Below are 19,823 nucleotides of genomic sequence, written 5' to 3'. Positions count from 1 at the left end.
TGCGGGTGGCACTGCTGCGGGGGCGCGGCTGAGCGCGCGCTTTCCTTCCCCCATGCTACTTGCGGGTAACCATCGTGCCCAGTCCCCTCCCCGGGAGCGTCGAAGGTCACAACCGTGGGGCCGTAGACGCGGGGCGCTGTGACCGTCGGGATGCGCGGTGCTCCCGGGCAGCACAAAAGAACCGTGCCACGGCCCGGGTGGGCGGTGGCACGGTTCACGGGCGGGTCCGGTCAGGCGGTGGCCGTCACCGCCTGCGCCAGCAGCGGCGCCACCAGCTCGACCTGCCAGGGGCGCGCCCCGAGCTCCGTGAGCGCGTGGGACACGGCCTCGACGGAAGGGTCGGCCGGGGGCTCCCAGCACACCCTGCGGACCGTGTCGGGCGTGATCAGGTTCTCCTGCGGCAGATTGAGTTCCTCGGCCAGTGCCGTCACCGCCGTCCGCGCCGCCGAGAGCCGCGCTGCCGCGGCCGGATCCTTGTCGGCCCAGGACCGCGGGGGCGGCGGGCCGTTCAGGGGCTGACCGGGCTGCGGCAGTTCCGCATCGGGCAGCGCCTTCGCCCGGTCGACCGCCGCCTGCCACTGCTCCAACTGTCGACGCCCCATCCGATGGCCGAAGCCGGGGAGCGCCGTGAGCGCCTGTACGTTCGGCGGCACGGACAGGGCCGCCTCGATGATGGCGCTGTCGCTCAGCACCTTGCCCGGCGAGACGTCGCGCCGCTGCGCGACCCGGTCCCGGGCCGTCCACAGCTCCCGTACGACCGCCATCTGACGGCGCCGGCGCACCTTGTGCATCCCTGACGTGCGCCGCCAGGGGTCCTTGCGCGGCGGGGCGGGCGGGGCGCTGGCGATGGCGTCGAACTCCTGGTGGGCCCAGTCCAGCTTGCCCTGCCGGTCCAGTTCCTTCTCCAGCGCGTTGCGCAGGTCGACGAGGAGCTCCACGTCGAGGGCCGCGTACCGCAGCCACGGCTCGGGCAGCGGACGGGTGGACCAGTCCACGGCGGAGTGGCCCTTCTCCAGGGCGTAGCCGAGCACCGACTCGACCATCGCACCCAGTCCGACCCGGGGGAAGCCGGCCAGTCGCCCGGCCAACTCGGTGTCGAAGAGGCGGGTCGGGACCATGCCTATGTCCCGCAGGCAGGGCAGGTCTTGGGTCGCTGCGTGGAGGATCCACTCCGTGTCGGAGAGGACCTCGCCCAGTTCCGACAGGTCGGGGCAGCCGACCGGGTCGATCAGTGCGCTGCCGGCGCCTTCGCGGCGCAGTTGCACCAGATAGGCGCGCTGGCCGTAGCGGTAGCCGGAGGCGCGCTCGGCGTCGACCGCCACCGGGCCAGTGCCGGCGGCGAACGCTGCGATCACTCCGGCGAGCGCAGCGGCGTCCGCGACCACCGGGGGGATGCCCTCTCGGGGCTCCAACAGGGCGACGGGAGGTACTTCGGCTGCGACGCCGTCGTCCGGGGGAGCGCCCCCGGTGGTTCGCAGTGCGGTCTTAGCTGCGGGGTCATGGGCGTCGGTCACGTGTCAAGGGTATCTGTCAGCGGAGCGCGCCCGTCGACGTAACGTTCCGTCGACGGGCGCGTACGGGATCGCGCGGGGTTGAGGGGTCAGTGGATGATGCCCGTACGCAGGGCCACGGCCACCATGCCGGCGCGGTCACCCGTGCCGAGCTTGCGTGCGATCCGGGCGAGGTGGCTCTTGACCGTCAGGGCGGAAAGTCCCATCGAGACGCCGATCGCCTTGTTGGACTGGCCTTCGGCGACCAGTCTGAGGACCTCGACCTCGCGGCCGGACAGCTCCCGGTAGCCGCCCGGGTGGCTCGGAGCACCCGGGGGGCGGCGGTGGCCGAGACGGGCCGCTGCGGAGCCGATGGGGGCGGCGCCGGGGCGGGTGGGGTGCCCGATGTTGGTTCGGGTCCCGGTGACGACGTATCCCTTGACACCGCCGGCGAGCGCGTTGCGCACGGCGCCGATGTCATCGGCCGCGGAGAGGGCGAGGCCGTTGGGCCAGCCCGCCGCGCGGGTTTCGGACAGAAGGGTCAGCCCGGAACCGTCGGGCAGATGGACGTCGGCAACGCAGATGTCGCGCGGGTTGCCGACGCGGGGACGCGCCTCCGCGATGGACGACGCCTCGATCACATCGCGCACACCGAGCGCCCACAGATGGCGGGTCACGGTGGAGCGGACGCGCGGGTCGGCCACGACGACCATGGCCGTCGGTTTGTTCGGGCGGTAGGCGACCAGGCTTGCGGGCTGCTCAAGTAGAACGGACACCAGGCCTCCTGAGGAAGGTGCGGGACGGGCCGGCTCGGGGATGAAGCCGGGGCGAACCGTGCAGTTAGGGTCACTGACCTCTTCGGCACCGAAGCCGGTCGCCTTTAGAGAATGATCACGATTTGGTGAGTAACAATTGGTGCAATTAGGACGGGTGATCGATCATCCTACGAATGAGCTGACGGGTTGTTACCCATGGGGCCATCGCTGATGAGGGGCGTTGTGGGACCGCTGAATCCGCCCCGGAAGGGTGTGCCGGGTGAGGCGGTTTCCCCAGGGGGAGCGGTCGCTCCGAAGGCGGGTCGGCGCCGAGCCCGATCCAGGTCGGGTGGCGCGACAGCCCTATCGACCGACGCACTGTTGCGTCAGCCGAGGTAGCCGCATCGGTTGAGCTGACCGTACCGCCTTTTGCCGCTGACCATGGCGTACGTCGCGGCGGGCGGCCGGGCACCGGGCGCCGGCTCGTGAACGCCCGGGCGGGTGCGGCACCGCACCCGGGCCGTACGACAACCCAGTGGGGGTGCGGTCCGCCCCGGCATAACGGTGCTGCCGCCCTGGCGTGACAGTGCTGTCGCACCGGTTCAACGGTGCTGCGGCCCCCGGCGCTGGGGCAGTGACACCACCGGGGCACCCGGCTCCACCCCGACCGCGGCCGGCGGGAGCCCGGCGATCTGGCAGAGCAGATCGCACCAGGCCGCCAGGTGCGCGGCCGTGTCGGGCACCCCGTCACGGCCCTCGCGGGGCGTCCAGGACGCCCGGATCTCGATCTGGGTCGCGGGCCGGCGTTCGGCCAGCCCACCGAAGTAGTGCGATCCGGCGCGCGTCACGGTCCCGCTGGGCTCTCCGTACGCCAGCCCTCGGGCCTCCATCGCACCCGTCAGCCACGACCAGGACACCTCGGGCAGCAGGGGGTCGGCCGCCATCTCCGGCTCCAGCTCCGCACGGATCAGGGTCACCAGCCGGAACGTGCCCTGCCAGGCGTCGTGCCCGGCCGGATCGTGCAACAGCACCAGCCGCCCGTCCGCGAGGTCCTCGTCGTCCTCCACGACCGCGGCCTCCAGCGCGTACGCATGGGGGGCGAGCCGCTGGGGCGGGCGCGTGGGGTCCACTTCGATCCCGGGCCGCAGCCGCGCGGAGCGCAGCGCTTCGACCGCGAGCCGGAACGGGCGGGGCACGGCGTCCTGCGTACCGTCGTCAGCACTGTCCTTGTCGCCCTTGTCGTCCCCGCCCGAGCTGGTCGAACCGGATGATGCGTGATGTGACTGATCAGACTGGTCAGAATGATCCGAATAACGTCCCTGAGCCGCGGCCATGCGGGGAAGAGTAGGCGGAACGGGCCCTGAGCGCAGGGAAGGACACCCGGGCCGGGGCAGCCACTTCCACCCGGCGTGCGAAGATTTGGGGCGTGAGCGTCAACGACCGCCCCACGGGCGAGCAGCCGAAGCCGTACGAATCCGCCTTCCTCAAGGCGTGCAGGCGGGAGCCCGTCCCGCACACTCCGGTCTGGTTCATGCGGCAGGCCGGCCGTTCCCTGCCCGAGTACCTGAAGGTGCGCGAGGGCACGGCGATGCTGGAATCGTGCATGCGGCCCGAGTTGGTCACGGAGATCACGCTCCAGCCGGTGCGCCGGCACAAGGTGGACGCCGCGATCTACTTCAGCGACATCGTGGTCCCGCTCAAGGCGATCGGTCTGGACCTCGACATCAAGCCCGGAGTCGGCCCGGTCGTCGCCGACCCCATCCGCACCCGCGCCGACCTGACCCGGCTCAGGGACCTCACACCGGAGGACGTCTGGTACGTGACCGAGGCGATCGGCCTGCTCACGGCCGAGCTCGGCACCACCCCGCTCATCGGGTTCGCCGGCGCACCCTTCACGCTCGCCAGCTACCTCGTGGAGGGCGGGCCCTCCCGCAACCACGAGCACACCAAGGCGATGATGTACGGCGACCCGCAGTTGTGGGCCGATCTGCTGGACCGGCTCGCGGAGATCACCTCCACGTTCCTGAAGGTGCAGATCGAGGCCGGAGCGAGCGCCGTCCAGCTCTTCGACTCCTGGGTCGGCGCGCTCGCACCCGCCGACTACCGGCGCTCGGTGATGCCCGCCTCGACCAAGGTGTTCGACGCGGTGGCCTCCTACGGAGTGCCCCGTATCCACTTCGGCGTGGGCACCGGTGAGCTGCTCGGTCTGCTGGGCGAGGCCGGCGCCGACGTCGTGGGCGTGGACTGGCGGGTCCCGCTGGACGAGGCCGCCCGACGGGTCGGCCCGGGCAAGGCGCTCCAGGGCAACCTCGACCCCGCGGTGCTCTTCTCCAGCCGGGAGGCCGTGGAGAGCAAGACCCGAGAGGTGCTCGACGCAGCCGCGGGGCTGGAGGGCCACATCTTCAACCTCGGTCACGGCGTCCTGCCGACGACGGACCCGGACGCCCTGACGCGTCTGGTGGCTTCGGTCCACGAGCAGACGGCCCGCTGAGCGGACGCCCGCCGGACGAACGCACCGTGCGAACAGGTACCTCCGCGTGAGGGGCCGTGTCCACCAAGGCCATTGACGGACCGTCAGCGGCTTTGGTGGACCCGGTGACCCATCAGCCCGCCCGCACCGCCGTCGCCGCCTTGCGGGCGGCCACCAGCACCGGGTCCCAGACCGGGGAGAACGGCGGTGCGTACCCGAGGTCCAGTGCCGTCATCTGCTCGACCGTCATCCCCGCCGTCAGTGCCACCGCCGCGACGTCCACCCGCTTCGCCGCACCCTCACGACCCACGATCTGCACGCCCAGCAGCCGACCCGTACCACGCTCGGCGATCATCTTCACCGTCATCAGCGCGGCCCCGGGGTAGTAGCCGGCCCTGCTGGTGGACTCGACCTTCGACGTCACGTACTGGAGGCCCACCGCCGACGCCTCCCGCTCGCGCAGACCGGTGCGGGCGATCTCCAGCTCGCAGACCTTGCTGACCGCCGTGCCCACGACCCCCGGGAAGGTGCCGTAGCCGCCGGCCACGTTGGAGCCGATGATCTGGCCGTGCTTGTTGGCGTGGGTGCCGAGCGGGACATGGCGCTCCCGGCCCGAGACCAGATCGAGCACCTCGACACAGTCGCCGCCGGCCCAGATGTGCTCCTGGCCGCGCACCCGCATCGACAGGTCGGTGAGCAGGCCCCCGTGGACGCCCAGCGGTAGCCCCGCGGCCTCGGCCAGCGAGGTCTCCGGCTCCACGCCCATGCCGAGGACCACGACGTCCGCGGGGTGGACGGCGTCACGGGTGGCGACCGCGCAGGCCCGGCCGGCCGCATCGACGTGGATCGCGGTCACCTCGGCGCGGTTCACGGTGGTGATGCCGAGACCGTCCATCGCCTGGTGCACCAGGGCACCCATGTCCGGATCGAGCGTCGCCATCGGCTGCGCGCCCCGGTTGAGCACCGTGACCTCGAAGCCCCGGTTGAGCAGGGCCTCGGCCATCTCCACCCCGATGTAGCCGGCACCGATCACCACCGCACGGCGCCCCTCGGTCCCGGCGAGGGTGTCCAGCAGCGCCTGGCCGTCGTCGAGGTTCTGCACCCCGTGGACGCCGGGGGCGTCGATCCCCGGCAGCGGTGGGCGCACCGGCCGCGCCCCGGTCGCCAACACGAGCTTGTCGTAACCGGTCCATGACTCGGCGCCGCCGTCCACATCGCGCGAGCGCACCCGCCCCCGGGCCGTGTCGATCTCCACGACCTCCGTACGCATCCGGAGGTCGATCGCGCGCTCGCGGTGCTCGGCGGGCGTACGGGCGATCAGATCGGCGCGGTCGTCGACCTGACCCCCGATCCAGTACGGGATCCCGCACGCCGAGAACGAGCTGAAGTGGCCGCGTTCGAACGCGACGATCTCCAACTCGTCCGGCCCCTTGAGCCTGCGTGCCTGCGATGCGGCCGACATGCCGGCCGCATCGCCTCCGATGACCACCAGTCGTTCGACCGTTCTGGGACTCGTCATGCCCACACGCTACGGGGGAGTGCCTGGTCAGCTGCCGTCAGGCTCCTCCCGTTCGGTCCGCGGGGGCGTCGAGGCGTACGCCGGCAAGGCCGAGGGCGAAGGCTCGGGGGCGGGCTGCCGCCGGTTCAGCCGGGGACGCACCGCCCACCGCCACAGCGCGTACAACAGGCCCAGCAGCGCCGCGAACGGCGCCACCGCCCCGAGCACCACCACGGTCCACCGCAACGAGGTCACCAGGGCGTCCCAGCCGCCCTCCAGCGCATCCAGGAAACCGGGATCGCCCTCGTCCTCGTCCTTGGGGTCCGCGGATTCGGTGAGCGTGAGCTCGATCGTCGACAGGCTTGTGCGGTCCTTCAGCGAAGCCTGCCGGGCGAGCAGCGACTCCAGCTCCGCCTGGCGGCTGCTGAGCTGCCCCTCCAGGGTCACCACGTCGGCGAGCTTGTCCGCCCGGTCCATGAGCGCCCGCACCCGGGTCACGCTCGCCCGCTGGGTGGCGATGCGGCTCTCCACGTCGACGACCTCGTCGGTCACGTCGGTGGCGTTCGAGGTGCGCAGCAGCAGCTTCCCCGCGCCCGCCAACTCGGCCAACACCCCTTCGTACCGTTCCTGCGGTACGCGCAGGACCACCCGGGTGTCCATCTCGTCATCCCCGATGCGTTCGGTGGACTCCTCGGCGACATGGCCACCGGCCCGCTCGGCCGTCCTGCGGGCCGCGGTCAGCGCCTTCACCGAGTCCTTGACCTGCACCCGCAGTTCGGCGGTCCGGATGATGTGTGACGGCGCCAGCTTGAGGGCCGGTGCCCCCTTCTCCACCCCCTGCGGGCTGCCGGCCTTCGGATCGGTCGCCGCTTCCTTGGCTCCGCCCGCAACCCCCCGCTCGACCGAGGAATCGGCGGCATCAGCGGATTTGTGGTCCCCGTCGCCCGCAGCGCAACCCGCCACCGCGAGCGAGGCGGTCAGCAGTAGTACGGCGCACGTACGTCGTGCACGCATATGGCCCCCCATATCGATTCCGTCGCTGGATATCGCCCTTTCGACGGCGGCACTCCCGGTCCGGTTTCCTCCTCGCGGTAGCGAACCGATCACGGTAAGGACTCGAATCGGCTCGCAGCGCCCCGGCCCGATCGGACCCCGACCCGACCCGGTCGGTCTCGGTCGCTTAAGGCGGCCCACAGTCGGTCTGAGAGAGTGGAGACATGCAGTCTTCCCAGGACACCCGTACCGGATCCCGTACGGACGCCGGGCACGTCGTCGTCATCGGAGGCGGGATCACCGGGCTCGCCGCCGCACACCGACTCGTCGGCGCGGGGGTCAGGGTCACCCTCCTCGAATCCACCGACCGGCTCGGCGGCAAACTGCTCGCAGGAGAGATCGAAGGCGCCCCCGTGGACCTGGGCGCCGAATCGCTGCTCGCCCGCCGCCCCGAAGCGATCGACCTCGCCCGAGCGGTCGGCCTGGGCGACCGGCTCCAGCCGCCCGCCACGGCCACCGCCGCACTCTGGACCCGCGATGCGCTGCGCCCCATGCCCAAGGGGCATGTGATGGGCGTCCCGGCCACCCCCGAAGCGCTCGCCGGCATCCTGTCGCCCGAGGGCGTCGAGCGGATCGCAGCGGAACGCGACCTCCCTCCGGTCGAACTCGACGAGGACGTCGCCATCGGCGCGTTCACCGCCGAACGCCTCGGCCGTGAGGTCGTCGACCGGCTCGTGGAGCCGCTCCTCGGCGGCGTGTACGCGGGAGACGCCTACCGGATCTCCATGCAGGCCGCCGTCCCCCAACTCTTCGCCGCAACGCGGGAACAGGGCTCCCTGCTCGCGGGCGTCCGGGAGGTGCAGCGCCGCGCCAGGGCCCAGCAGCAGGACGGGCCCGTGTTCCTCGGCATCGAAGGCGGCGTCGGCACCCTGCCCGACGCGGTCGCCGACGCGGTCCTCGCAGCGGGCGGAGAGATCCTGCACCGCACGCCCGTCCGCGCCCTGAACCGCCGCTCGGACGGCTGGGAGGTGCTCCTCGCGGACCGGAAGATCACCGCCGACGCCGTCGTCCTCGCCGTGCCCGCCGGCCCCGCGGCAACACTCCTCGCCGCCGAGTCCCCCGCCGCAGCCGCCGAACTCGACCGGATCGAGTACGCCTCGATGGCCCTGGTCACCTTTGCCTTCCGGCGCCCCGAGCTGACCGGCCTCCCCGCCGGCAGCGGCTTCCTCGTCCCTCCCGTGGACGGCCACACCATCAAGGCATCCACCTTCTCCACCCAGAAGTGGCAGTGGGTCGACGACCGCTCGCCCGAACTCTTCGTCCTGCGCGCCTCCATCGGCCGCCACGGCGACGAGGAGCAGTTGCAGCGCGAGGACGCCGAACTGATCGACATCGCGCTGAACGACCTTCGACGGGCCGCAGGCGTCACGGCCACCGCAGTCGCTTCCACCGTCACCCGCTGGACCCACGGTCTGCCCCAGTACCCGGTGGGCCACCCCGCAAGGGTCGGACGCATCCACCGGGAGGTCGCCAAACTGCCAGGTCTGGCGCTCTGCGGGGCGGCGTACGACGGCGTCGGCATCCCTGCCTGCATCGCCGGCGGGCAGCGGGCCGCCGACGAGATCCTCGCCACGCCCACCCTGACGCAGGGCACCGTTCGAGGCGCGGGACAATAGCCCCATGAGCGCACCAGAAAAGATCCCGAACGCCGGCAAGAAGGCCAAGGACCTCAACCAGGTCATCCGCTACACGCTGTGGTCCGTCTTCAAGCTGCGCGACGTGCTGCCCGAGGACCGCTCCGGCTACGCCGACGAGGTCCAGGAGCTGTTCGACCAGCTCGCCGCCAAGGACATCACGGTGCGCGGCACCTATGACCTCTCCGGGCTGCGCGCGGACGCCGACGTGCTGATCTGGTGGCACGCCGAGACCTCGGACGAGCTCCAGGACGCGTACAACCTCTTCCGCCGCACCCGCCTCGGCCGGGCGCTGGAGCCGGTCTGGTCGAACATGGCGCTGCACCGCCCCGCCGAGTTCAACAAGTCGCACATCCCGGCCTTCCTCGCCGACGAGAACCCCCGCGACTACGTCAGCGTCTACCCCTTCGTCCGCTCGTACGACTGGTACCTGCTGCCCGACGAGGACCGTCGGCGCATGCTCGCGGACCACGGCAAGATGGCCCGCGGATACCCGGACGTGCGCGCCAACACGGTCGCGTCGTTCTCCCTCGGCGACTACGAGTGGATCCTGGCCTTCGAGGCGGACGAACTGCACCGGATCGTCGACCTGATGCGTCATCTGCGGGCGTCCGAGGCCCGGATGCACGTCCGCGAGGAGGTCCCCTTCTACACGGGCCGCCGCAAGGAGGTCTCCGAACTGGTGGCCTCGCTCGCCTGACGGGCCCGGCCCGCTCCCGGGGCATAGCGCCCCGGATACGACGAAGGCCGGGACCGCACACCAGCGGCCCCGACCTGTCCGACCCGGAAGGTCAGACGGCGTTCGGCAGCCTGCGCTGCTCGCCCTGCCGCTCCAACGACACCGGGTCCGGCTCCGGGTGCGGCGCGCACGACGCGCGCCGCACCGGCGTCCTCCCCTGGAGCAGGTACTCCTCCAGATGGGCGTTCACACAGGCGTTGGCGCCGCCGCCGATGCCGTGCGTCCCGGCGTCCTCCTCGGTGATCAGGACCGCACCCTTCAGCCGGCGCGCCAGTTCCTTCGCACCCTCGTACGGGGTCGCCGCATCCCGCTCCGCCGCGAGGATCAACACCGGAGGCAGCGCACCCCGCCTGGTTCCCACGTCCAAGGGCTGCTGGCGCGGCCCCTGCCAGAAGGCGCAGGGCAGGTTCATCCAGGCGTTGTCCCAGGTCTCGAAGGGCGCGGTACGGGCGAGTTCGGTGTTGTCCCGGTCCCACACCGCCCAATCGGTCGGCCACGGGGCGTCGTTGCACTCGATGGCGGAGTACACGGCCCGTGCGTTCTCCGACTCCTTCGCCGCCCCGGACCGCGGCGCCGCCCGGGCGACCAAAGGCTTCTCGTTGCCGCGCAGGTACTCCGCGAGCGCACCGGCCATCGGCACCCAGTAGTCGTCGTAGTAGCCGGCGCCCAGGAACGCCCCGTGCAATTCGCCCGGCCCCACCGTGCCGCCCGCCGGTTCCACGGCCAGTTGGGCGCTCGCCCGCTCGTAGCTGCGCGCGACCGCTTCGGGCGTGGCGCCCAGGCCGTAGACGTCGTCGTGCTTGGCGATCCAGACGCGGAAGTCGGCCCAGCGGCGTTCGAAGGCGGTGTTCTGGTCGAGGTTGCTGCGGTACCAGATCTTCTCCGGGGCCGGGTTCACCGCCGAGTCGAAGACCATGCGCCGTACGTGGGAGGGGAAGAGGGTGGCGTAGATCGCACCGAAGTAGGTGCCGTAGGACGCGCCCATGAACGTCAGCCGCTGCTGGCCGAGCGCCGCCCGCAGCACATCGAGGTCACGTGCGTTGTTCAGCGAGGTGTAGTGCCGCAGCGCGCTGCCGTTCCTGCGGGCGCAGCCCTCGGCGTACGCCTTGGCCTCGGCGATCCGCTGCTGCTTTTGGGCGGGGGAGGGGTGGGTCGGGTCCGGGGTCGGGCCCTCGTCGTGCTCGGACGGCTCTTCGCAGGACAGCGGTGCGGAACGGGCGACACCGCGGGGCGCGTAGCCCACCAGGTCATAGGCGCGGGCGATGCGCTTCCACTCCGGGAGCTGGCCGGCCAGGGGGAAGTACATGCTGGACGCGCCGGGACCGCCGGGGTTGTAGACGAACGCGCCCTGGTACTCGTCCCGGTCGCCGCTCGCCGGCACCCGACTGACCGTCAGAGAGATCTGTCGGCCCGACGGCTGTGCGTAGTCCAGCGGTACCGTGACGGTGCCGCACGTCACCCGGGCAGGCAGCCGCTCGACCTCGGGGCAGACGCCGAAGTCGATGCCCGCGGTGGCCGCGCGTGCGGCTGCGATGGCCGTGCCGTGCGACTCGGCGGCGGCGGTGGTGGCTCCGCCCGCCGGTGCGACGACCAGCGCGCTGACCACCAGGGAGCCGAGGCCGACGAGGACCCCGTGTTTCGCCCGTACTCTCATCCAGATCCCTTCGTCGCCCGCCGTCTTCCGTACGTGTGCGGACGGCGGTCAAGGGATCGATCTTTCGTGGCCCGTCGGGGTGAGTAAAGCACCGCCGAACGGTGTCGCCCGTCAATGACTCCGATGCGCCCTTCGACCTCCGGTGCGCCCCCTACAGCATCCCCATGACACCGCCACGACAGGGGACCCGCACAACAGGGCAACAGGCCCCCTCCCGCTGTCGGGTGCGGTGCAAGGAGGCCCCTTTTTTGAGGGGAGGGTGCGGCTGTCGGCGCTTGCGCGGCCATGCTCCGGCGGGTCAGCCGCAGCCACAGCCGCCGCACCCTCCGCAGCTGCCTCCGTCACCGCCGCCGTCTCCTCCGCCCCCGCCGCCGTCACCGCCTGCGGTGGTGGCGATGGCCACGGGCACCACGATCGAAGCGGCGAGAAGGGTCCGCAACACCGGATTCTGTGCACCGCTCGCCCCCGACACGGCCACGTGCTGCCCGGGGGCCATCGAAGCCGAGGACCGCCGGCGGTAGGCGCGCAGCGCCCTGCGCCCCGCGGTCGTCGCCCGTCGACTGACCCGGCGGGCCATCAGATGGCCGGTCACGATGCCCCAGACCAGAGCCGGCAGCACCAACACCACGAACGGCAGTTCGGGGCGCTCCCAGTCGTGGGTGTGGCTGACGACGGTGAGCGCGGTAGCGGTGGTGAGCCCCATCCAGCACAGGACCGCCTGGCCGTGTCCCCACACGACGGGGCCCGAGCCGAGACGACGGAGGGGGATCAGCAGCCCGCGGTCGGTCAGCCCGCTGCTGATGTCGGTCACCGCGGGCTTGCGCATCACCGTGTACCGCAGGGTGTTCAGCCGGTGGTCGTCGGAGTTGGCCAGGTGGGCGAGGACGGCCCGCTCCACGGGGTCGCGGGAGATCTTGCGGGCGACGATGACGATGCCGGGTCCGCCTATGTTCAGCCGCCCGTCCGCGTGCATGGCCGAAACGGCCGTGTCCACGACCCGTGAGGGCCCGCCGCCGAGGAAGGCCGCCTCGTACACACTGCGGATCTCCTCCGCCACTCCGCGGGCCTTGCTGTCCCGTTGGGCCCGGATGACGGTGACGATCAGCGGGATCGACGAGGCCGCGATCGCGATCCAGACCAGTACGGCTGCTGTGTCCATGCACTACCTCCGGAGGAGTCTCGTCCGCGTCGCCCGGGCGATCCGGGTGGCGCGCGTGGGTGGCCGGGGTGCGATGCGATCCTCCCACCACCGGGTGAGGAGGCGCCGGGCCCGGGCGTCGGTGGGACGGCCGGAAATCAGTAGGTGTTCGACGAAGGCGAGCGCGTCCTGCCGGTATCCCGCGTTCATCGGGCGGCCTTTGGCATACGTGAGGAACGCGGGCCGGTAGCCGCGGCCGAGGATGTCGGGCAGTTCGGGTGCGATGCGGGCGACGACGGAGGCCCGCTTGGCGGCGAGCGCTCGCCGTTGCACCCGAAGCCGCTGGTGGTCGAAGCCCTCGGGGGCCGGTCCTTCGGCAACCAGGGTGGTCAGGAGCGCCGCCTGGGCGATCCCGAGCCGGTCCCGGGCCCTGGGGTCGGCGGGCTCCTCCGGGCGCTCGTGTCCTGCCGGGCTCGCGGGTGTGGAGCGGTCCGCCCGGGGGGCCGGCGCTCCTCCTCGTACCGCCTCCCGGATCGCCGCCAGTTCGCCCGCGAGCGCACCGTGCACCTGGTCAGTTGGCGGAAAGTCGTCGTCCCGCTCCAGCAGCACCCCCGGGGGGCTGACCCGGGAGGCGAGTTCCCGCAGCACGTCCAGGACCGGTTCGGTGACGGGATGGGCGTGGGTGTCGTGCCAGACGCCGTCCCGCTCCTCGCCACCGGCCACATGGACGTACGCGATCGCCTCCACCGGCAGTTCCGCGAGCGCCTTCGCCGGGTCCTCACCACGGTTGACGTGGTTCGTGTGCAGGTTCGCCACGTCGATCAGCAGGCCCACACCGGTGCGCTCGACCAGTTCGGCGAGGAACTGCCCCTCCGTCAGCTCCTCGTCCGGCCAGGAGATCAGAGCGGCGATGTTCTCCAGCGCCAGCGGTACGGGCAGCGAGTCCTGGGCGATCCGAATGTTCTCGCAGAGGACCTTCAGGGCGTCCCGGGTCCTGGGGACCGGCAGCAGATGGCCGGCCTCCAACTGCGGGGACGCGGTGAGCGCCCCGCCCGCCCGGACGAAGGCGATGTGTTCCGTCACCAGGGGCGCCCCCAGCGCCGTGGCCCGCTCGGCGAGGTCCTTGAGTCTCTTCTCGGATGGCCGGTCGGCGCCACCGAGCCCCAGGGACACCCCGTGCGGGACGACGGTCAGACCGCGGTCCAGCAGCCGGGACAGTGACTCGGGCAGATGACAGGGGCAGATGTTCTCCGCCACCACCTCGACCCAGTCGAGCCCCGGCAACTCCTCCACGGTCTGCGCTATCTCCGGTCGCCAACCGATGCCCATGCCCAGTGCCATGCCCGCCCCCTGGTGTGTCCCAACTCCCGGTCGCACCCCCGCTACCGCTGGGGAGCGTGGTGGTGTCATCGCCCTGTAAGGACAGGGTAAATCCCGGGGATGAGACGTTCAGAGGTTGATTTGAGGTTCCCGACCAGTAGGGATTGCGAGGTCAGGGGCTGAGCGAGGGCTCCGGCCTGGCGGTGTTGATGGCCTCGTGCGGGCCCGGGGGTACGGACGGCTGAGAGGTCAGTTGCTGCCTTCCGTTGGGCTCCACGGGCTGGGGCGCGGCGGGTGCGTTCCCGTCCGGTGGAGGCGGACCGGTCGGACTCGCCTTCGCCCCGCCGGCCGCCTCGTTGGCGATGGCGTCGAAGTCGACCATCCCGGTGCCCTCCAGCATCGTGATGTGGTCCAGCACGGTCTGGTTGGCATCGCTCGCCAACTGCCGTATCAGCGTGTTGCGCGTGGTGTGCCGGACCTGGGCGATCAGTGAGAAGACCTTGCCGTGGGCGCTGCGCAGCAGATTGGCGAACTTGAACTCGTACTCCCGACCGCTCGCCGCCGACAACTCCCGCAACCACGCCTGCTGCTGCTCGTTCGGCTGGTTGGGCAACTCCACGCCGAGCTTGCCCGCCACCTCACGGGCCCGCCGGTCGAGGTCGGTGTGACCGACGACGAGATGGTCACCCGTGTCCTTGATCGCCTTGGTCGGGGCGCGTTCGATCGCTTGCTGACCTGCCGGCAGCTCCCACAGCCCGGCCAGCCGGACCTTCACCAGGAAGTCCCGGTCCGTGGCCGACAGCGGGCCCCACTGCGTCGCCACGGTCGAGGCGTTCAGATTGTCCTGACCGGTTCCCGAACGGTCTGCGTACGACCACACCGGGAAGGCCAGGGCCCCCACGGTGGCGACCAGGGCCGCGATGATCAGAGCCGTCCCGTTGATGCGCCGCAACAAAGTACCTCCCGAGCCGATGTGCCACAGGCCAACCAACCGTCAACGGGGCCTGGGCGCCATCATTTTGGCGGTACTGAGAGGTACGCAACCCATCCGTCGGGCGTTCAGGGGTACAGGGCCGGATGATCGGCGATCACGGTCCGTGACCCGGCTTCGATCTCGGTGAAGCCGGCGTCCCGTACGACGGGCAACCCACGGGAGACGAGGCCCGCCCAACGCTCCGCGTCCGCCGAGCGCACGGCCAGCGCGAAGGGCACGGGCCCTGCGGACGCCCAAGCGGTGCGCTCGGCGTCCGACAGCTCCCACCAGGCCAGCTGGGCGCCGTGCCCGGCCTGTGCCATCGCCTTGCCCGCCGACATCTCCACGTCCGGGCTGAGCCACAGCACCGGTACGCCGGGCTCCGGCGGCGCGGGCGGCTCGGGGTCCTCCAGATCCGTTCCCGACACCTGGAGCTTGGCGAGTTCCTTGGGCCAGCCGTCCAGCGGGACCGGAGGGAAGACCCGCACCTCGCACTCCCGCCCCTCGACGGTGATGCCCGGCAGGGCGGACGCCTTGCGCCACTCCGCACCGCGTGCCCGCCGCACCACCTTGCGGATGCGCGCGTCCTGCCAGTCGCGGACCGCACGCGCCCACTCGCCCTCGCCGGTCGACCGCTCGTCGCCGAGCAGGGTGAGCACCGCGCGGGCCGCGGTCTCCAGGGCGTCCGTGCGCGACGGGGGCGCGGACTTCTCGATCCGCACCACCAGGGGCAGGACGAACTGCGGTGCCGCGTCGCGATCCGTGTGCTCGGGGCGCTGGGCGTCCTCTGCCTGCCCGGGGCGCTCGGGGCGCTCGTGATTCTCGGCGACCTCGTGCTGGAACGGACCGTCCTGGCGGAGAGGGGCGTCCGAACCCGGAGCGATCCGGGGATTGGTCGGTTGTGCGTTTTCGCTGCTCACACGGGCCAGTGTGCCAGCAGTGCACGGTGCAACCATGGGAACGCCTTGGCGGAACCCCGGCCTCCGGGTAAGGATGCACTCCATGAAAAGCGACCTCTTCGCCTCCGAGAACATGGCGCAACAAGCCACCGTTCCCGGAATGACCCAGCAGAACGCCAAGTCGATCAAGTACGCCGTCAACGGCGAGATGCATGCGCGCCAGGGGTCGATGATCGCCTTCCGGGGCAATCTCCAGTTCGAGCGCAAGGGTCAGGGCATCGGCGGGATGCTCAAGCGTGCGGTCACCGGTGAGGGGCTGCCGCTGATGGCCGTGCGCGGCCAGGGCGAGGCATGGTTCGCCCACGAGGCCGCCAACTGCTTCATCGTCGACATCGAGCCGGGCGATGCCCTCACCATCAACGGGCGCAACGTCCTGTGCTTCGACTCGACCCTCTCGTACGAGATCAAGACGGTGAAGGGCGTCGGCGCGGCCGGTGGCGGACTCTTCAACAGCGTCTTCACCGGTCAGGGCAAGCTCGCCGTCATCTGCGAGGGCACCCCGATCGTCATACCCGTCTCCGCCCAGCAGCCCGTCTACGTCGACACCGACGCGGTCGTCGGCTGGAGCGCCAGCCTCACCACCTCGCTCAATCGCTCGCAGTCCTTCGGCTCCATGATCCGCGGCGGCTCGGGCGAAGCGGTCCAGCTGATGCTCCAAGGTGAAGGCTTCGTCATCGTCCGGCCCAGCGAGCTGGTCCCGCAGAAGGCGGCGTCCAACTGATACTCCAGTCGGTCGGCCGCCGCTACGGCCTGCGCGGCCCCTGGGTCCTGCGCGGAGTGGACCTCGAACTTCCCGCACGCACCCTGGTCCGGATCTCCGGGACCAACGGCACCGGCAAATCCACCCTGCTCCGGCTGATCGCCGGGATCGACGCACCCAGCGAGGGCCGGATCGAGGGCCGGCCCCGCACGGCGTACGTCCCCGAACGGTTCCCCGGCGTCCTGCCGTTCACCGCCGTGGGCTATCTGCGCCACATCGGGCGGATCCACGGTCTCGACCGCCGCACGGCCCGTGCCCGTGCCGACGAGTGGCTGACGCGCTTCGGCGCCGCCGAGCACTCCGGCACGCCCCTGGCCGAGCTCTCCAAGGGCACCAGCCAGAAGGTGGCCGTCGCCCAAGCGCTCCTGGCCGAGCCCGAATTGCTCGTCCTGGACGAGGCGTGGACCGGACTCGACGCGGCGGCGCGCGCCGAACTCGACCGCGCCGTCGCCGAACGGGTCGCGTCCGGAGCCACCGCCGTCTACGTCGACCACGACCCACTGCGACTGGCCGACGCCGCCGACGTGGTCCACTCGGTCAGCGCCGGCACCCTCATTCCCGCACCGGATTCGATACCGGGCGCCCCGCCCCCCGCGGCAACGGCGGCGGGACCGCAGGTGCAGGTCATCGCCACCGGTCCCCCCGGCGCACCACCGCCCGACGGGCTGCCGGGAACCCCCGAACACGAGGTCCGACCCGACGGCGACATCGTGTTCACGGTCACCGCCCCCTACTCCGACTCGCTGCTCAGAGCCCTGCTCTCGGCCCGTCCGCCCTGGCACGTCCGCCAGGTCGAACACCGCGAGGCCACGAAGGTGAGCCAAGGATGAGTGCGCTCTTCGCGCTGCTCGGCTACCAGTCCGCCCTGCTGCTGCGCTCCCAGCGCTGGCTGCCGCCGTTCCTGCTGTACGGGATCATCCTCGCCGTGGGCATCCAGCCGGGCCGGCCCGTACTCGACGCGCTCGGCTACTCGGCCGCGGCGCTGCTGCCGGTCACCGCCTGGCTGGTGCGTGTCTGCGTCACCCAGGAGCCCACCTCTGCCCGGGACATCACCTCCGCGGCGGCCAGCCCGCAACGCGTCCAGTTGGCGCCGCTGCTCACCGCGCTCATGGGCGCGGGCCTGCTGGGATGCGTGGGCACCACGGTGGTCGTGCTCGTCAGCAAGGCGATGGGCGCGGACAACCAGACCGTGGTGCCCCTGCCGGAGGCGACCTTCGCAGGACTGCTGGCGGCTGCGGTCTGTGCGCTGACGGGGGCGGCGGTCGCGGCGCTGTGCACCAGGCCGTTGCTCTACTCGCGCGGTTGGTCGCTCGCCCTCACCGCGCTCGGTTCGCTGCTCGCCCTGGTGACCACCGGGTCGCCCGCCAAGTACGCGGTGACCACACTGGTCTCCGGCTCCCGGACCGGTGACCCCCGGCTGCCCCTGCTCGCCTTCGCCGGGGCACTGCTGTTCGCGGCCGTGGCGGGGGCGGCGGCCTGTGCGATGGGTCCGCTGCGCGGCACCGACGTGGCGACGGAGGCCGGCGGCTGACGGCGCAGGTCCCTCCCGGCCGTGGCGGGGGCCTCCCGGCCGGGGACGGCCGCTTCAGCGACCGTTGAGCACAGCCCTTAGGCTCGGTGTCATGGACCAGTCGGACGAGGCGTACTGCGCACCATCGGAGCGACCCGGGGCGGCACCGGCATCGGGGCAGCCCCTGGCGGAATGCGTGCTCTGTCGTGAGCCGACCGAGTACCCGGAGTCGACGCGGGGCGCCACGCTCTGCCCGGTCTGCGAATGGCAGGAAGCCCAGCGGTCGGCCTGCTCCGGCTGAGAGCCGCCCGACGGGCTACCCGGTGGCGGACCCGCGCATCACGTCGGAGACCTTGACCATGCGGTAGCCGCGTTCCCTGAGCTTCGGCACGATGGTGCGGATCGCCTGCTCGGTGACGGGCGCCGCGCTGCGCGTGCAGTGCATGACCACCACGGACCCGGGCGTCACACCCGAGAGCACCTGCTCGGCCACGGCGTCCGCGTCGGTGGCGAAGGCGTCCCCGCTGACGACGTCCCACTGCACGGCCGTGACCCCGGTCGGTGCGATCGCGCGCAGTGCGGTCGTGTCGTAGCAGCCCCCGGGGAACCGGAAGTACGGCACGACCCGTTCCGCCCCGACCGTACGGAACGCGCTGAACGCCCGTTCCACATCGGCCCGCATGGCGTCCTGACCGACGGTCGGCAGACCGTAGCAGGGGGCGGCGAAGGCGTGGTGGCTGTAGGAGTGGTTGGCGATCTCGAAGAGGGGATCGGTGCCGATCGCCTTCGCCTGCGCCGGGTACTCCTCGGCCCAGCGTCCGGTCATGAAGATCGTCGCTGGGACCTTGAGGCGTTGCAGGGTGCTGATGAGTTCCGGGTTGTCGAAGCGCTCGCCGCGGGCCGCCCGCGGGCCCTGGTCGGCGGTCATGTCCGCGTCGAAGGTCAGTGCCACGGTCTTCGGGGCCCCCTTCCCGGCGGGGGCGCGTTCGAAGACCGGGGTGAGACCGGAACGGGGTCGGGCGAGTTGGGGCGCGGGTGCCGCCCCGGGGGCGACCCGGGGGTCTGATCCCGCGCGGGGGGTGGCCTTCTCCCGCTGGTCGGGAGTCTCCCGTGCACCGCCACAGGCGGCGAGCACCGTACCCAGGACCACCACGGCGAAGAGTCTTCGTACGGAAATGATCACCGAATGAAAATATATGATCAGTCGGTCAATCTAATGATATGTCGCTTCTGTGTCGGGACTACGATCCATACGCCGGAACCCGCCCCCAGGAGGAGTGACATGGCCCAGGTCTCCACCGCCGGAGTGCTCGCCCAGTGGACCGAGGTGGCCGACGCACCGGCCGACCGCGGTGGCGCGCTGTGGCGGCTCGCCGCGACGGGACGGCAGGTGGACGCCAACGTCATCCGGCTGCCCGCTGGCGAGCGGGTCGAGACGCACCGCGAACCGGACCTCGACGTACTGCTCTGCGTGCTCAGCGGCAGCGGCGAAGTGGAGACCGACGGTCGGCGCCAGCCCCTGGAGGGCGGCAGCCTCGTCTGGCTGCCGCGCGGTGCTCGGCGATCGCTCACGGCGGGCAGCGAGGCGCTCGTCTACCTCACCGCACACCGCCGTCGCCCCGGCCTCGCCATCGCGGGCGCGGATGGGCAGGGCTACGAGGGCGGCGAGCCGGCCTGCATGCTCAACCGCATCTGCACGGCCTGCGATCGGCCGGCGGACGACCCCGAGGCCCGGTTCTGCGCACGATGCGGAACCCGACTCCCCTCCTGAGAAACCCCCCTCTGAGCCCCCCTCAGCCGGTGCGCCCGACCTCGGTCGGGACGCACCGATGCCGGCCGCTCCGACGGATTCCGCATGTCTTCTGACGAA

The 19,823-nt window shown here is 71.6% G+C and carries 19 protein-coding genes; 8 read left to right on the top strand and 11 right to left on the bottom strand.

Annotated features, from left to right (window positions below; genetic code table 11):
* Window positions 1–230: 230 nt before the first annotated feature.
* From ABZ348_RS14500 to ABZ348_RS14490, 3 genes are all read right to left on the bottom strand, one after another.
* The gene (locus ABZ348_RS14500; protein ID WP_358932834.1) at window positions 231–1,514 is read right to left on the bottom strand and encodes a ribonuclease D; all 1,284 of its coding nucleotides are present in this window, start codon (window positions 1,512–1,514) and stop codon (window positions 231–233) included.
* Window positions 1,515–1,600: 86 nt separating this feature from the next.
* Window positions 1,601–2,266 carry a response regulator transcription factor gene (locus tag ABZ348_RS14495; RefSeq protein WP_017242457.1) on the bottom strand — a complete coding sequence of 222 codons (666 nt, stop codon included), beginning with the start codon at window positions 2,264–2,266 and terminating at the stop codon, window positions 1,601–1,603.
* Between the two features lie 581 nt (window positions 2,267–2,847).
* Window positions 2,848–3,579 carry a DUF3000 domain-containing protein gene (locus ABZ348_RS14490; RefSeq protein ID WP_358932832.1) on the bottom strand — a complete coding sequence of 244 codons (732 nt, stop codon included), beginning with the start codon at window positions 3,577–3,579 and terminating at the stop codon, window positions 2,848–2,850.
* Window positions 3,580–3,671: 92 nt separating this feature from the next.
* Between ABZ348_RS14490 and hemE the strand changes: the two genes are divergently transcribed.
* Complete coding sequence (hemE, locus tag ABZ348_RS14485) at window positions 3,672–4,736, top strand: uroporphyrinogen decarboxylase (RefSeq protein ID WP_358932830.1); 1,065 nt, start codon at window positions 3,672–3,674, stop codon at window positions 4,734–4,736.
* Between the two features lie 112 nt (window positions 4,737–4,848).
* Here hemE and ABZ348_RS14480 read toward each other — a convergent pair whose 3' ends face one another.
* A complete protein-coding gene (locus ABZ348_RS14480) occupies window positions 4,849–6,234 on the bottom strand; it encodes an FAD-dependent oxidoreductase (protein WP_358932828.1) in 1,386 nt (461 codons plus the stop codon).
* Window positions 6,235–6,261: 27 nt separating this feature from the next.
* A complete protein-coding gene (locus ABZ348_RS14475; protein ID WP_358932826.1) occupies window positions 6,262–7,227 on the bottom strand; it encodes a DUF4349 domain-containing protein in 966 nt (321 codons plus the stop codon).
* A 203-nt stretch (window positions 7,228–7,430) separates the two neighbouring features.
* Between ABZ348_RS14475 and hemG the strand changes: the two genes are divergently transcribed.
* Together hemG and hemQ are read left to right on the top strand one after the other, a co-directional pair.
* Window positions 7,431–8,882 carry a protoporphyrinogen oxidase gene (gene hemG, locus ABZ348_RS14470; protein ID WP_358932824.1) on the top strand — a complete coding sequence of 484 codons (1,452 nt, stop codon included), beginning with the start codon at window positions 7,431–7,433 and terminating at the stop codon, window positions 8,880–8,882.
* A 4-nt stretch (window positions 8,883–8,886) separates the two neighbouring features.
* Window positions 8,887–9,600 (top strand): hydrogen peroxide-dependent heme synthase, encoded by a 714-nt coding sequence (gene hemQ, locus ABZ348_RS14465; RefSeq protein ID WP_358932822.1) that lies wholly within the window; start codon window positions 8,887–8,889, stop codon window positions 9,598–9,600.
* 91 nt (window positions 9,601–9,691) lie between these two features.
* Here hemQ and ABZ348_RS14460 read toward each other — a convergent pair whose 3' ends face one another.
* The 5 genes from ABZ348_RS14460 to ABZ348_RS14440 form a co-directional block, all read right to left on the bottom strand.
* Window positions 9,692–11,293, bottom strand: a complete 1,602-nt coding sequence (locus ABZ348_RS14460) for an alpha/beta hydrolase (protein ID WP_358932820.1) — start codon at window positions 11,291–11,293, stop codon at window positions 9,692–9,694.
* Window positions 11,294–11,591: 298 nt separating this feature from the next.
* A complete protein-coding gene (locus ABZ348_RS14455) occupies window positions 11,592–12,452 on the bottom strand; it encodes a TIGR04222 domain-containing membrane protein (RefSeq protein ID WP_358932818.1) in 861 nt (286 codons plus the stop codon).
* Window positions 12,453–12,455: 3 nt separating this feature from the next.
* Entirely contained in the window at window positions 12,456–13,772 is a 1,317-nt protein-coding gene (locus ABZ348_RS14450; protein WP_358932816.1) for a DUF692 domain-containing protein, read from the bottom strand.
* 151 nt (window positions 13,773–13,923) lie between these two features.
* Complete coding sequence (locus ABZ348_RS14445; RefSeq protein WP_358932814.1) at window positions 13,924–14,703, bottom strand: DUF4142 domain-containing protein; 780 nt, start codon at window positions 14,701–14,703, stop codon at window positions 13,924–13,926.
* Window positions 14,704–14,810: 107 nt separating this feature from the next.
* Window positions 14,811–15,644, bottom strand: coding sequence for a peptidyl-tRNA hydrolase (locus tag ABZ348_RS14440; RefSeq protein WP_358932812.1), 834 nt, complete (start codon window positions 15,642–15,644; stop codon window positions 14,811–14,813).
* An 82-nt stretch (window positions 15,645–15,726) separates the two neighbouring features.
* On the opposite strand from ABZ348_RS14440, the gene ABZ348_RS14435 reads away from it, so the two are divergent.
* The 4 genes from ABZ348_RS14435 to ABZ348_RS14420 all read left to right on the top strand — a co-directional run bounded on the left by ABZ348_RS14435 (window position 15,727) and on the right by ABZ348_RS14420 (window position 18,254).
* Complete coding sequence (locus ABZ348_RS14435; protein ID WP_358932810.1) at window positions 15,727–16,404, top strand: AIM24 family protein; 678 nt, start codon at window positions 15,727–15,729, stop codon at window positions 16,402–16,404.
* Entirely contained in the window at window positions 16,401–17,273 is an 873-nt protein-coding gene (locus tag ABZ348_RS14430; protein WP_358932976.1) for an ABC transporter ATP-binding protein, read from the top strand. Before ABZ348_RS14435 ends, ABZ348_RS14430 begins: the two co-directional genes overlap by 4 nt.
* Entirely contained in the window at window positions 17,270–17,974 is a 705-nt protein-coding gene (locus ABZ348_RS14425; RefSeq protein WP_358932808.1) for an ABC transporter, read from the top strand. Before ABZ348_RS14430 ends, ABZ348_RS14425 begins: the two co-directional genes overlap by 4 nt.
* 91 nt (window positions 17,975–18,065) lie before the next feature.
* A complete protein-coding gene (locus ABZ348_RS14420; protein WP_358932806.1) occupies window positions 18,066–18,254 on the top strand; it encodes a hypothetical protein in 189 nt (62 codons plus the stop codon).
* 15 nt (window positions 18,255–18,269) lie between these two features.
* On the opposite strand, the gene ABZ348_RS14415 is transcribed toward ABZ348_RS14420, so the two are convergent.
* Window positions 18,270–19,136, bottom strand: a complete 867-nt coding sequence (locus tag ABZ348_RS14415) for a polysaccharide deacetylase family protein (RefSeq protein WP_358932804.1) — start codon at window positions 19,134–19,136, stop codon at window positions 18,270–18,272.
* Window positions 19,137–19,235: 99 nt separating this feature from the next.
* Between ABZ348_RS14415 and ABZ348_RS14410 the strand changes: the two genes are divergently transcribed.
* Window positions 19,236–19,724: a cupin domain-containing protein gene (locus tag ABZ348_RS14410; protein ID WP_358932802.1), complete on the top strand. Its 489-nt coding sequence runs from the start codon at window positions 19,236–19,238 to the stop codon at window positions 19,722–19,724.
* Window positions 19,725–19,823 lie beyond the last annotated feature (99 nt).

Source organism: Streptomyces sp. NPDC005963 (assembly GCF_040638655.1).
Taxonomy (GTDB): domain Bacteria; phylum Actinomycetota; class Actinomycetes; order Streptomycetales; family Streptomycetaceae; genus Streptomyces.
This window is presented reverse-complemented; position numbering and strand designations above follow the sequence as displayed.